We start from the raw sequence: 12,927 nt of genomic DNA, 5'->3' as shown, positions 1-12,927 counted from the left end.
AAAAATAGGTGACACCCCTATGAGGTATCACCTAATTCCCTCGGCTCCGAAGAGCCATGGGCTTCAAGGACAAAATGATCGAAGGTTATTTACATTCAGAAATAGCCTTTATAAGATTCCCAGCCAAACTACTTGCCCCTATGCGGAATAGCTTATTGGTCATCCACTCTGCACCCAAAATCTCCTCCACAATGCAGTAATATTTGACCGCATCTTCGGCACTACGGATCCCTCCGGAGAACTTAATTCCTCGCAAGAGACTGGTCTCTTTGCGGTAATCACGAAGGGCACAACACATAGTATAGGCAGCACGAAGATCGGCACCGGGATACTCTTTACCTGTTGACGTCTTGATGAAATCGGCACCGGAGTAGAGCGAGAGAATCGAGGCCTTACGTACCAACTCCGGATCTTTGAGAAGGCCCGTCTCCAATATCACCTTGAGGTGTGCCGAGCGACATGCCGCCTTCTGTTCCTCTATCTCCTCCACCACAGCCGAATAGTTGCCAGGGAGGAAGTGATTGAGATTCAATACAATATCTATCTCATCAGCACCGGCAGCCACAGTAAGAGCCGTCTCTGCCAACTTAATCTCTAGGAAAGTTTGTGATGCCGGAAAGCCTCCACTTACAGCAGCAATATGCACCCCATCGGCTTTCATAAACTCCTTTACAACAGGCACTTGTAGGGGATATACACAGACCGCAGCCACGTTGGGAAGCCCCTCCTCGGGATGAGAAGCCGTGCGATTTACCGTCTCCACAAGCTTTTGCACACTCTCTTTGGTATCAGCCCCGGCGAGTGTTGTGAGGTCTATGGTGCTGAATAAAAAGCGAAGAGTCTCTATCGTGTAAGCGGCTTTGTAGCGACGAGCAATAATCCCCTCAACGATCTTGTCGATCTCTTCGGGAGAAGATGCCGGAGTAAAATGCTCAAAAGTCTCTTGGATTTTTCCTTGTAGTTCCATCTTAATTCGAGTTATTATTGTCTTTTGATTGAGCGTGATTCAAAGGAGAAAGAGAGCTGTTCTCTGAGCCCTGAAGGCAAGGATTGCGCCGATGACGCTCCCTATCGCGCTGCGTTTTTTTCTCCAGATTAGCATGCAGAGCCGCCTCAAGATCGATACCGGTTTGGTTGGCAATGCAGGTTGCTACCCATATAAGATCGGCCAATTCGTCACCCAAATCCCCAAGAGTAGCCCCCTCCTTCACGCTTTGCTCCCCATAGCGGCGAGCCATGATACGGGCTACTTCTCCTGTCTCTTCGGCAAGAATCGCCATATTCGTTAGCTCATCGAAGTAACGCACTCCGTAAGTATGAATCCATTCATCCACGGATTTTTGCCATTCATTTATAGTCATAGCTCTCTTTTATCGATCCCTAGCCGTATCTATCGTGATGGTTACGGGCCCATCATTGACCAGTTCGATCTGCATATCAGCCCCAAAGCGTCCTCGTGCCACTTCTTTACCGAGCACCTTCTCCAAAGCGGAGCAAAACTCCTCGTACAAAGGGCGACTTATCTCAGGGCGCGCAGCATGTATATAGCTAGGTCTATTGCCCTTTTTAGTATTGGCCATTAGGGTAAATTGGCTTACAAGCATCACCTCTCCGCCCACATCCATTACGGATCTATTCATCACCCCTTCGTCATCATCAAAAACGCGCAGGGCAGCCAGCTTCTTACAAAGGTAGTTAATTTCTTCGCGACCATCTTCCTCTGCGATGCCGACCAATACCATCAAACCTTGAGAGATTTGGCTGATCAACTCTCCTCCAACAGAGAGGCGAGCATAGCGTACCCGTTGTATTACAACTCTCATTCTCTAAGCTAGTATCTATATTTTCTCTTCATTAGAGTGCAGTGCTTTGTACACAATGCCTCCTCGCTTCTTACCAATAAGAGACTCCAACTCGGGCAACTCGGCAGCTTCTATACGCTTTACACTCCGAAAATGCCGGAGCAGTGCCTCCTTGGTTTGTTTTCCTACTCCGTCTATATCATCAAGCGCAGAGTGAATTTGATTCTTACTCCGAATGCTTCGATGAAAGGTTATCCCAAAGCGATGTGCTTCGTCTCGAATCTGCATAAGCGTGCGGAGGGTTTCACTATCTCGAGAGAGAAAAAGAGGATTCTCCTCGCCCGGGAAATAAACCTCTTCCATGCGCTCTGCCAAACCGATTATGGTAGTAGTCGGAGCTCCAATACCCATGGCAGAAAGCGTTTCCACCGCAACTTCGAGTTGCCCTCGCGCACCGTCTATTACGATCAACTGCGGCAAAGGAAGTTCCTCCTCTTGCAAACGGCGATAGCGCCGCTCTACAATCTCCCGCATAGAGGCCAAATCGTCGGCTCCCTCTACGGTTTTCACGTGAAACTTTCTATACTCTTTCTTGGAGGGCTTTCCGTTGCGAAAGACCACACATGCAGCGACAGGAGCCGTTCCCTGTAGATTGGAATTGTCGAAACACTCAATGTAACGCGGAGCCACAGGCAAGTGCAAATCCTCTATCATCTTATTCATCAGGCGCTGTACACGCTGCTCCGGATTCAGTTTTTCGGCACGCTTAAGTTGATCTAGTTTATACCTCTTTACGTTATCTATAGATAGCTCCAAAAGTTTCTTCTTCTCGCCTTGCTTCGGAATGGTAATAGAGAAATGCCCCAACGACTCCCAGCCTAGGGGATAAGGCAAAATCACCTCCTTTGCCCTGCTTTCGTAACGGCCTCGCAACTCCGTTATGGCTGTGGCAAAAATATCCTCAGCCTCCTCGTCTATCGCTTTTTTATACTCTACCGTAAGGGCTCTCACGATAGCACCCTCATGCACCTGCATCATATTAACGTAGGCCATAGGCCCCTCTTCTTCGTAAGAGAAGACGTCAATATCGTGACGCGTTTCGGGAGCTACGATGTGTTTTGTACTATAAGCTTGCAGCATAGCAAGCCGAGCTTTTTCTTGTCCGGCCTCTTCGTAGCGAAGCTCCTCGCTAAGCGCTAGCATCCGGCTGGTTGTTTGCTGTATCACCTGCCGCAGATTCCCCTTTAGCAACTCCACCGCAGCCGCAATATTATTGAGATAATCTTCTCTTGACACGAGGCCCTCACAGGGAGCTTCGCACCGCTTGATATGATACTGAAGGCAGCGAGCGTACTTACCCCTCTCTATTGCCTCTTGGGTAAAACGATGCCTACAGGTACGTACTTTGTACATCTCTCGTATAATCCCCACCATGCCGTGTGCCATAGCCACGCTAGTGTAGGGGCCATAATAATCGCCCCAAGAGGGGTCAATGGTACGGGTAACAAATATCCGAGGGAAAGGCTCTCTTGTTACCACAATACTCGGGTAACTCTTATCGTCTTTAAGGAGTATATTGTACTTAGGTTGATAGGTCTTAATCAGATTGTTTTCGAGCAGAAGAGCATCACTCTCGTTTGCTACAACAATGTATTTTACATCCACAATCTGAGCAACCAACTGGCGTGTTTTTCGATCGGTATGCTCTTTCTGGAAATAGCTACTCACCCTCCGCCTTAGATTCTTTGCCTTACCCACATAGATAATTTCCCCCTCAGCGTTGTAGTATTGGTAGCAACCCGGGGAAAGCGGAAGGGTGGGAAGAATCTTTTTTATCTCTTCAAGGGTCATAAATCTTGGGGAAGAGCCTTTTGTTTCACGTGGAACAAAAAGCGGCTAATTATCTACCACAGAGTACCAAAAGCACGCTAATATCGTGAGGGGAAACCCCGGGAATACGCGCTGCCTGGCCTATTGTCTCGGGGCGAATACGATCGAGTTTCTGTCGGGCTTCGGTGGAGAGTTGCTCCAGCGAAAGGTAGTCGAATCGATTGCCCAGCGTAATACTCTCAAGACGCATGGCTCTGTCTGCTTGCTGTTTCTCTCGCTCTATATAACCGGCATACTTGATATCAATCTCCACACGCTCCAAGATCTCCTCTCGCTGCGAAGCTATCTTCTCCACAAACGTATGGAATGGCGGCAAAACATCCAGCAAATGATCGAGGGTCAATCTCGGGCGAAGCAACAACTCTCTAAGGCGAATTGCATGCTTTAGAGGCTGCTCTCCTTGCTGTTCCAAAAGGCTATTTACTCTATCAGGACGAACCGAATATTGAGCCATAAATGCCTTCACTTCTTCTATCATTTGCTCCTTATAGGTAAAGCGATTTCTGCGTAGCTCGGACGCCAATCCCAGCTTCATGGCATAGGGAGTAAGGCGGTCGTCTGCATTATCTTGGCGCAAGAGCGTACGGAACTCAGCCCTCGAAGTAAACATTCTGTAGGGCTCATCCACCCCTTTTGTTACGAGGTCGTCTACCAGCACTCCTATGTAGGCCTCACTGCGTTGTAGGACAAAATCTCCTAGCCCATGAGCCTCGTTGTGGGCGTTTATTCCTGCCAAAATCCCCTGACCGGCAGCCTCTTCATACCCCGTAGTGCCATTGATTTGGCCTGCCATATATAGCCCCCCGAGGAGCTTGTGTGCCAGGGTTGGATATAGCTGTGTGGGGTCGAAGAAATCGTATTCTATGGCGTAACCGGGGCGATAAATACGCACATTACGCAGAGCCGGAAGGGTACGTAAAGCCTCCAATTGCACCTCTAGAGGGAGGCTCGAAGAGAAGCCATTGATATAGTATTCGTTGGTATTTTCGCCCTCGGGCTCAAGGAAAAGTTGGTGTTGTTCCTTATCTGCAAAGGTTACAATCTTAGTCTCTATACTTGGGCAATATCGCGGACCGATACTTTGTATTTGGCCATTGTAGAGGGGAGAATCGGCGAGCGAGGCGCGAAGTATCTCGTGGCATTCGGGCGAAGTATAGAGAATATGGCAAGACAATTGACGCAAGGTATTCGCACCCTCTGTGCAGTAAGAAAAGTGATGGAAGTCACCTTCGTCGCCTTTTTGCTCTGTGGTAAGAGACCAGTCTACACTACGCCCATCGATACGAGCCGGGGTACCGGTCTTCATCCTATCGGTGCGGCACCCTAAGTCCCTCAGCTGCTCGGTGAGTCCATACGAAGCAGGTTCACTAATGCGCCCTCCCGGTATCATGGTACGCCCAAAGTGCATCATTCCTCCCAAGAAGGTGCCTACAGTGAGCACTACAGAGCAAGAGTAGAACTCTTTGAGCAACAAGGTTTTAACTCCAATTACTCTCTTGTTTTTTACGAGTAGCTCTGCTACACCATCTTGCCAGATGTGAAGATTAGGAATTGTGTCTAGGGTTTCTCTCCAGCGTTCCATAAAACGCATACGATCGATCTGGGCACGAGGGCTCCACATGGCGGGGCCTTTGCTTCTATTGAGCATGCGAAATTGTATGGAAGAGGCATCGGAGATCCATCCGGACCATCCCCCAAGAGCATCTACCTCTCGCACGATTTGCCCTTTTGCGATTCCACCCATAGCCGGATTACAACTCAGCTGGGCTATCTTATTCATGTCGAGGGTGATAAGCAGTACCCGCGACCCCATTGCAGCCGCAGCGGCAGCCGCTTCGCAACCTGCATGCCCGGCTCCGACCACAATCACATCATACTCTTCGCGATTCATAGTGTAGTCCTAATTTTCTTCCCACAAAGGTATAAAGAAGCCATAGAATGCTCTTGGAGAAAATATATCTATCTAATAAACAGGGAAGGTAATTCCCTTTGGCACTACCCTACCCCACTCTGTAAGGAGCTTTGGCAAATGCTCAATAGGTGCGCTTACCGAGGTACTCCGTGAGTAAGACAAGCGAGTTATTCGCGGGAGAATTGGGAAAACTTCTCAGAATAGTTAAGGCCTTCGAGAGCTCCTCTTCCAGCCTCTTTTGGGCATAGTCAATACCCCCGAATTGGTGTGCCATTTGGAGCAGGTCCGCAATGGCTTTTTCGTCACTTTCCACCTTATCGAGTAGATTCTTTATCTGCTCTTTTAGATTGGCGTCGGCTTGGTTATAGACGTATATAAGCGGTAGAGTTATCTTTCCCTCTTTAAGGTCGTTACCCACAGGCTTCCCTACCTCCGACTCCTTCGTATAATCAAAGATATCATCCCGGAGTTGAAAAGCAATCCCAAGATGCTTGCCTAGTTGCGTCATTTTCAGTAGCTCTTCCGGCTTAGCATCTATGCTATACATACCCAAGGCGGCACAAGCTTCGAAGAGGGTTGCTGTTTTCTTTTCGATGATAGAGAAGTAATTTTTTTCGTCTATGATGCGTTCTGTGGCAACCTGTATCTGCAATAGCTCTCCCTCCGAAAGGTGCTTTCCCAGATTGGCAACAGTGCGTATCAAGCTAGAGCCGCCAATCTCTGCCGCACGAAGAAAAGCAATAGATAGAATATAATCGCCCACCAATACAGCAGAGTGATTGCCGTAAAAGGCATTGAGGGTAGGTTTTCCACGCCTCAAGGGAGCTTGATCGATCACGTCGTCATGGATCAAACTAGCCATATGGAGCATCTCAAGAAGTACTGCACACGAGATCGTTCGCTGGTTGGGTTCCTTTCCCTGTAATGAGACAAGAAGCCCCATCAAGATAGGACGAATATGCTTTCCACGGGTTGCTGTGATCTTTTCTATAGACTGAGCAACGATAGAACTTTCAGTAACAAAGGCTTGGGCATATTCCTCCTCGAAAGCCAAACGATAATCCTCAATCGGTTGAACTATTTGCTCTATTATATTCATCTCCTATATCTCTAGGCGACACAATCTCCGCACTATCTCTACTTGTTTCCGACAAACAAAAGTAGTATTTATCGTGGTGATATCAAAGACATGTGAAGCAAGAATTCGGAAGTTTATACTCAAAAATATTGCAAATACCGCCCAAGAAGTGACACATGCAAGCACAAATACGCATATCTTTGTCAGTAGGATAGCAAACTAAGGTCCTCACCATCTGAGTGAATAGTAGCTACACCAAGTAGAGAAACAAACTAACAGAAAAGAAAATGAAACAGAAAAGAATGAATTATCTAACCTCTCTACTCCTACTCGTTGTGGGGTTCATGGGCTTCCAAAGCTGTGATAACGGTAACAAACCTCAACCACCGATCGTAGAAGAGACACTCTCCATTACACCCAAAGAAGCCTCTATCAAGGTGGGCGAAAGCCTCACAATCAAAGTATTGTTGGGTCAAAAAGAGGTAACCAGCCAAGCAGCCTTTAGCACCACACCTGCGGATATTATATCCATCTCTAAGGAGGGGAAAATCACGGCTCTCAAGGTAGGAAAAGCCACCCTCAAGGCTACTTACAACGGGAAAGAAGCTGAAGCAACCATCACCGTAACCAAAAAAGAAGAAGATGGACCACAGCCAGAGCTTATGATGCCCTACCTACGATGGTTCGATTCTGCCGAAGAACTCATTGCCTTTGAGACGGCTCGTGGCAATATCCCTGCGGAAAAAGACGAAAGTATGCAGTATTATTCTTTCCAAACCAAGAGTAAGAAGATGCCCGTTATTAAGTACATCGTGGGACAGTCTATTCAGATTGATTTGACTCCCGAGGTAGCTCAAAGCGAAGAGTTGAAGAGCTTCTTAGAAAAAAATGGATTCATCTATGGAAGCAATGATTGGACTCCCAAATTCATGAATCTCATGACGGATAAGTACAAAACAGTTACCGGATTCATCTATGTAGAATATCCTGGGGTTGGTACCTTCCTCGGCTTCAATCTAAAAGAACCCACCTTCGAAACTCTTCCATTCCCGTTGCTCGACTGGAATGCTTCGGAAGATGCCATCAAGAAATTTGAAGAAAATGCCGGTCGCAAATACCTTGAACAAAGAATCGACGAACTCGGAAGAAAGGAAATTATCTATGGCTCACAAAAACTCGGAGAGGAGTACGAAGAAATGTTTATAGCTCGCTACCTAATGAAAGAGGGCAAACTCGTGAAAGTACTCTTGCAAGTAACTCCTGCCAATTACATCATTAAACCCGCAGGAGAAGGCTTCGGTATAATGGGTGCCTTCGATACTTATGTCAAGGGCTTGGGCTATACGATCTCCAAAACCGGGGATAAGAAAAACCTCTACAGCCATGCCGAGAAGGGCAATAAGTTCACTTTGGGTCAATGGACTATCAAAATGAAAGACGGACGTAAGCGCATATTTGCAAGTATGAACTTCGTTCCTTTGGATGGTCCGGACGTCATTGATTGACATTTTCCGAGGAATAAATCCTAAGTAAGAAGAGGGGTGCTCAAAGTCAATTTGGGTACCCCTTTTTGTATGCTAGGCGATGTATTATAGATTTTTAGAGATTATAATTCTAGATTATAGGAGAGAGGAAGAGAGATATTTCAAGATACATTCTATTTGTAATCAACGATTTATCATGAGAATAGAAGGGAATCAAAGGGCTCAATTTTCTCGAATTTGAATCCGCATTGTACCTCCTATCAGAAAATCTGGAAATTGAAAACCTTTATTATGTTCGCTTGATGGAGGGTATGGAGGTTCGCCTTTATGTTCGTATTTTTGTCCCAGATAAAGAAAGTAGATTCGTATGAAAACAGAACCATCAGGGAGGAACCTCAGAACCCTTATCATCCATCGTGCACTCACTCCCTACCGCATAGATCTTTTCAACGCTCTCTACTCTCGCTATGGGTGCGACATCTACTTTGAAGAAAAAGAAGCCGAGAACCATAGTTTCAATCAAAGCCTACTAAAGTCGCGAGTTCGCTTTCCCTATAAATACCTATCCCCCGGAGTAGTCGGAATAAAAAACCTGCGATGGGATATTTTCAAGCTCGTAGCTCGGGGGCGATACGACCTTGTTCTCACCAGCGAAATTAACCTCACTACCCTACTCGCTCTTGCCGCTCGCTATATAGCTTCTCCTCATAGTCGCATCGTCCCCATGGTAGACGATAGTTATTCCCTTGCCCAAGAGACCGTAAAAAAGCAACTCGACCTAAAAGAGATTATCCTCGAGAGCGGTATGCTCGATGGGATGATACTATGTGACCGGAGGGCACAAGAGGTATATTCTCACAAGTTTGGGAAGGGGCACCGCTACCACACCTTCCCTATCCTGCAAGAGGAAGAAACGATCCGAGAGATATTGCCCCCTCTCTATCCCGATGCCGCAGCACTTCGTAGCCATTATACCCACCATCCCTCCGACAAAATACTACTCTACGTGGGGAGACTCTCGCCGGAAAAAAATCTAGATAGCCTTATTTCTGCCTTCTCTCGTGCCTTTGAGCTGCAAAATAACGTACACTTAGTACTCGTAGGAGATGGACCTCTAGAAGGCTTCTTAAGTGCCAAAGCAGAGAAAACTCCTTGTCGGCAACGTATTCATTTTGCAGGGAGAAAAGAGGGAAAAGAGCTTTATAGCCATTACCTTATGGCGGATGCTTTTGTACTTGCCAGCACCCTAGAGAGATTTGGGGCCGTAGCCAACGAAGCTCTTACCATCGGACTGCCCTGTGCCATCAGCAAGGCTACCGGTATTGCCAGTATGCTGCAAGAGACACAAGAGGTAGTGCTTTTCGATCCCTTCTCTCTAGAGCAAATCGAAGAGGCTCTCAAGGCTACCCTACACCTTGTTAGCACTCCTTGGCGTCCCGATCGTAGCTCCCTTATGCCCCAAACTTTCGAAGAAATCCTTACTCCTCTCTATGCCTTTTTAGAGAGATAATCCGTTCATAACCTGTCTACAAATAGGGGGTAATCTATGGATTATAGACTACCCCTTTCTTTTCCATTAGCAAAATAAATCGACCTAAACAAGGCGAGTTAGCACGAATTATAAGTGGATTATCACCCTCTTATCAACCTATAAATTCAGGTCTGTTCCTTCTTATCATATACTTCTTCGGTAGACTCTATTGTTGAAAAGTAGTCTATTCCTTGGTTTTATCAGCTAAATCTATGTTGATAACTAGGTGAATAATCTGTTTATATAGCATATATAATAGGTAGATATAGCTGTTGGTAAGTACAGAATAGCCCTAGGATGAGAACAGAATTTACCCACCCTCTTCTACTACTATATGTTCTATCTATAAAGAATATAGAATAAGAAGAGAAGTCTATTATCGGCTCTCTGCAATAGCCGCCAAGAGACCAGCCGTAAGCTTATGGAGTTGTTCCCGATTGATGATATAAGGGGGCATCAAGTAACATAAACGCCCAAAGGGACGCACCCAAACACCTTGCTCTACCAAAAGACGCTGCATCTTTGCCATGTCTACCGGCTCGCGCATCTCCACTACTCCGATAGCTCCCAATACACGCACCTCGGCAACAGTATCGAATGAAGCAGCCGGACTTAATTCCTCCTTCAATTGGCTCTCTATTGCTTTTATGCGCTCCTGCCAAGGAGAGTTGAGCAAGAGACGCAGACTTGCCAGTGCCACAGAGCAAGCTAGCGGATTGGCCATGAATGTAGGTCCGTGCATAAAACATCCTGCCGCACCACTACAGATTTGGTCGGCAATGCTCTTATGAGTACAAGTGGCCGATAGGGTCATGTATCCTCCCGTCAGAGCCTTACCAATACACATAATATCGGGTACTACCCCGGCATGCTCGGCCGCAAAGAATTTGCCCGTCCTACCAAAGCCGGTTGCAATCTCATCAAAAATTACCAATATACCTGCCTCATGCGCCTTTCGTATCGCCTCCACTAAATATTGAGGATGGTAAAAATACATTCCTCCGGCTCCCTGCACAACGGGCTCCAAGATGAGTGCTGCAATTTCATCTCCATGCTCCATAATAAGATCTGCAAAGGGGGCTATATCCTCAGCATTCCATTCTCCTCCAAAACGACTTTTAGGTTGAGGCAAAAAGTACTGCGCCGGTAACACCGACCCAAAGATGCCGTGCATACCCGTTACCGGGTCACACACACTCATAGCATGCCAGGTATCCCCATGATAGCCCGAGCGGATCGTTGCAAAATGTTTTCGTTTCTTGTCCCCTACGCTTTCATGGTACTGAAGAGCCATTTTAAGAGCCACTTCTACAGCTACCGAACCGCTATCGGCATAAAAAATTTGGTCAATACCCTTAGGTAAAAGAGGAAGCAAAAGAGAGGCAAGCTCTACGGCTGGTCTATGGGTAAAGCCTCCAAACATAATATGACTCATAGACTTCGATTGCGTCTCTATGGCTCTATTGAGTTCGGGATTGTTGTACCCATGGATAGCTGCCCACCACGAACTCATACCATCAATCAATACACGCCCATCTTCGAGTGTGATCTCTACCCCTTTAGCACTCTGCACCGGATATACGGGCAAAGGGTCTATGGTTGATGTATAGGGGTGCCATAGATGGTTTTGGTCAAATGCTAGGAGTTCTTCTGTAGTCATCTTAGAAATTTATTCTGCGTAATACATTCACGAGTAACAAAGGTACTTGATTAAGAAAAATCTCCTGCCCTAAAAAGATTCCGTTTCCAGCCAAAATAGGAGGGTACAATAGGCTAATATATTTTGCAAAACCAGCTACTTTCCGAGTCTGTTTTCAGCTAGAAAAATCGTTGATAAGTTGTAGAAAAGCCGTTACAAACCTGTTATCAAAGAAAAACAACCTTCGGGCAAATAGACCTAATATCCTCCCTCCCTTAAGGAATTAATCCGAGCTACACAAGCCAAGTTAGCACAAGTTATTATTTAGTTATTGGGATAGTTTTCTACGATCCGAAAAGGGACAAAACTAAAAAGAGCAATCTAAACCGAGAAGGTTTATTGTTGATAACAGAAGAAAAGTTCGATTAAACCAAGGGAAATTGATGTTGATAATAGGATCAATAACTCGTTATTTTAGCATTGGTATATCGGTTTATAAGTAGGGTTTTACCGGTATGGTAAGAGCTGATATCTACACTATGAACATGCTTTTTTCTTCAGCTATGTAATTCTATATTTTAATAATCAATAAGAAGATAGGAAGCAGAAAAATTGATGGAGTCAAGAACATATTTCTTGAGCCTAATGAGAGAGAAAAAGATTATCTTTACTTGTGCTAACTATAGTAATATTAAATCATTGTAATACCATTGTTATGAGAAAAGTAAGACTTTGTTTGACCATGATGGGGATGCTCCTCCTCGGCACTTGTTTCTCTGTGGCGCAAAACAAAACACAATCTACCACTAACACGGAAACTAGTAAGGTACAGAAGAAAAGCACTCAGCAGCTCTTTAAGGAGACCTACCGCAATCAGAATCATCGCAATGAACCGGTGTTTCAAGCTTGGGTTACAGACCCCGATCCTACGGGTACCAATGTGCGTCAGACACCCAATGGGGTGGTTATGCGTATACTTATGCCCAATGAGCACTCTTATATGGTGAGTGTTTTGGAAGAATGGAATGGTTGGTTTCGCATTGATAACCCCATACAGGTACTTGATACAGAGGAAGATCTCTACTGCGATGGAGAGATGCCTACTCTATGGATTCATAGCTCACTGCTTGGTTGTACCACTCGTGTAGATGTTCAGCTTCTCAAAGAACCCTCTTCGTCTTCACCTGTCTCCATACGTATTGGGGCAGATGTTGTTGTTCAGCCTATGGCAATAAAGGGGCAATGGGTAAAGGTAAAACATACGAATAGTCGCAATAAGACTTTTACGGGGTGGGTGAAAGCGAGTTCGCTTTGTGGCAATCCCGTCTCCCTTTGTATGTAACGGAGAGTTTACCCCATAGCTTTTCTGCGTAGGAAAAAGCTACCTCTAGATACCTATACGCTACCCTTAGAATTTCGATCTTGAGGGTAGCGTTTTTGTCGTTTCCGGCTTATCCCAAAAAGAGGTGAGACTGTATAAATTCTTTCTTTCCTCTTAGAGATAAAAAATAGTATCTTTGTATTGAGTGAATTTGAGGTTAAATGAAGTGGAGGTTATAGGATTAAAATGATCTCTGAGTAGCCCCAAAAT

At 45.8% G+C, this 12,927-nt stretch carries 10 protein-coding genes; 3 read left to right on the top strand and 7 right to left on the bottom strand.

The window, feature by feature from the left end:
• Positions 1 to 85 precede the first annotated feature (85 nt).
• The 6 genes from deoC to POREN0001_RS04455 all read right to left on the bottom strand — a co-directional run bounded on the left by deoC (position 86) and on the right by POREN0001_RS04455 (position 6,703).
• A complete protein-coding gene (deoC, locus tag POREN0001_RS04480) occupies positions 86 to 967 on the bottom strand; it encodes a deoxyribose-phosphate aldolase (RefSeq protein WP_004333648.1) in 882 nt (293 codons plus the stop codon).
• 1 nt (position 968) lies between these two features.
• Positions 969 to 1,361 (bottom strand): nucleotide pyrophosphohydrolase, encoded by a 393-nt coding sequence (locus POREN0001_RS04475; RefSeq protein ID WP_004333547.1) that lies wholly within the window; start codon positions 1,359 to 1,361, stop codon positions 969 to 971.
• Positions 1,362 to 1,370: 9 nt separating this feature from the next.
• Complete coding sequence (gene dtd, locus POREN0001_RS04470) at positions 1,371 to 1,823, bottom strand: D-aminoacyl-tRNA deacylase (RefSeq protein WP_004333708.1); 453 nt, start codon at positions 1,821 to 1,823, stop codon at positions 1,371 to 1,373.
• Positions 1,824 to 1,838: 15 nt separating this feature from the next.
• On the bottom strand, positions 1,839 to 3,653 hold the full coding sequence (gene uvrC / locus POREN0001_RS04465; RefSeq protein ID WP_004333812.1) for an excinuclease ABC subunit UvrC: 1,815 nt from the start codon (positions 3,651 to 3,653) through the stop codon (positions 1,839 to 1,841).
• Between the two features lie 49 nt (positions 3,654 to 3,702).
• Entirely contained in the window at positions 3,703 to 5,583 is a 1,881-nt protein-coding gene (gene mnmG, locus POREN0001_RS04460; RefSeq protein ID WP_004333838.1) for a tRNA uridine-5-carboxymethylaminomethyl(34) synthesis enzyme MnmG, read from the bottom strand.
• A gap of 142 nt (positions 5,584 to 5,725) precedes the next feature.
• Positions 5,726 to 6,703, bottom strand: a complete 978-nt coding sequence (locus POREN0001_RS04455; RefSeq protein WP_004333713.1) for a polyprenyl synthetase family protein — start codon at positions 6,701 to 6,703, stop codon at positions 5,726 to 5,728.
• 266 nt (positions 6,704 to 6,969) lie between these two features.
• Between POREN0001_RS04455 and POREN0001_RS04450 the strand changes: the two genes are divergently transcribed.
• Together POREN0001_RS04450 and POREN0001_RS04445 are read left to right on the top strand one after the other, a co-directional pair.
• Positions 6,970 to 8,187: an Ig-like domain-containing protein gene (locus POREN0001_RS04450; protein WP_083797838.1), complete on the top strand. Its 1,218-nt coding sequence runs from the start codon at positions 6,970 to 6,972 to the stop codon at positions 8,185 to 8,187.
• Between the two features lie 346 nt (positions 8,188 to 8,533).
• Positions 8,534 to 9,676: a glycosyltransferase gene (locus POREN0001_RS04445; protein WP_004333635.1), complete on the top strand. Its 1,143-nt coding sequence runs from the start codon at positions 8,534 to 8,536 to the stop codon at positions 9,674 to 9,676.
• Positions 9,677 to 10,073: 397 nt separating this feature from the next.
• On the opposite strand, the gene bioA is transcribed toward POREN0001_RS04445, so the two are convergent.
• Positions 10,074 to 11,357 (bottom strand): adenosylmethionine--8-amino-7-oxononanoate transaminase, encoded by a 1,284-nt coding sequence (bioA, locus tag POREN0001_RS04440; RefSeq protein WP_004333682.1) that lies wholly within the window; start codon positions 11,355 to 11,357, stop codon positions 10,074 to 10,076.
• 694 nt (positions 11,358 to 12,051) lie between these two features.
• Here bioA and POREN0001_RS04435 point away from each other — a divergent pair.
• Complete coding sequence (locus tag POREN0001_RS04435; RefSeq protein ID WP_083797837.1) at positions 12,052 to 12,678, top strand: SH3 domain-containing protein; 627 nt, start codon at positions 12,052 to 12,054, stop codon at positions 12,676 to 12,678.
• Positions 12,679 to 12,927 lie beyond the last annotated feature (249 nt).

This window comes from Porphyromonas endodontalis ATCC 35406, assembly GCF_000174815.1.
Lineage (GTDB): Bacteria > Bacteroidota > Bacteroidia > Bacteroidales > Porphyromonadaceae > Porphyromonas > Porphyromonas endodontalis.
This window is presented reverse-complemented; position numbering and strand designations above follow the sequence as displayed.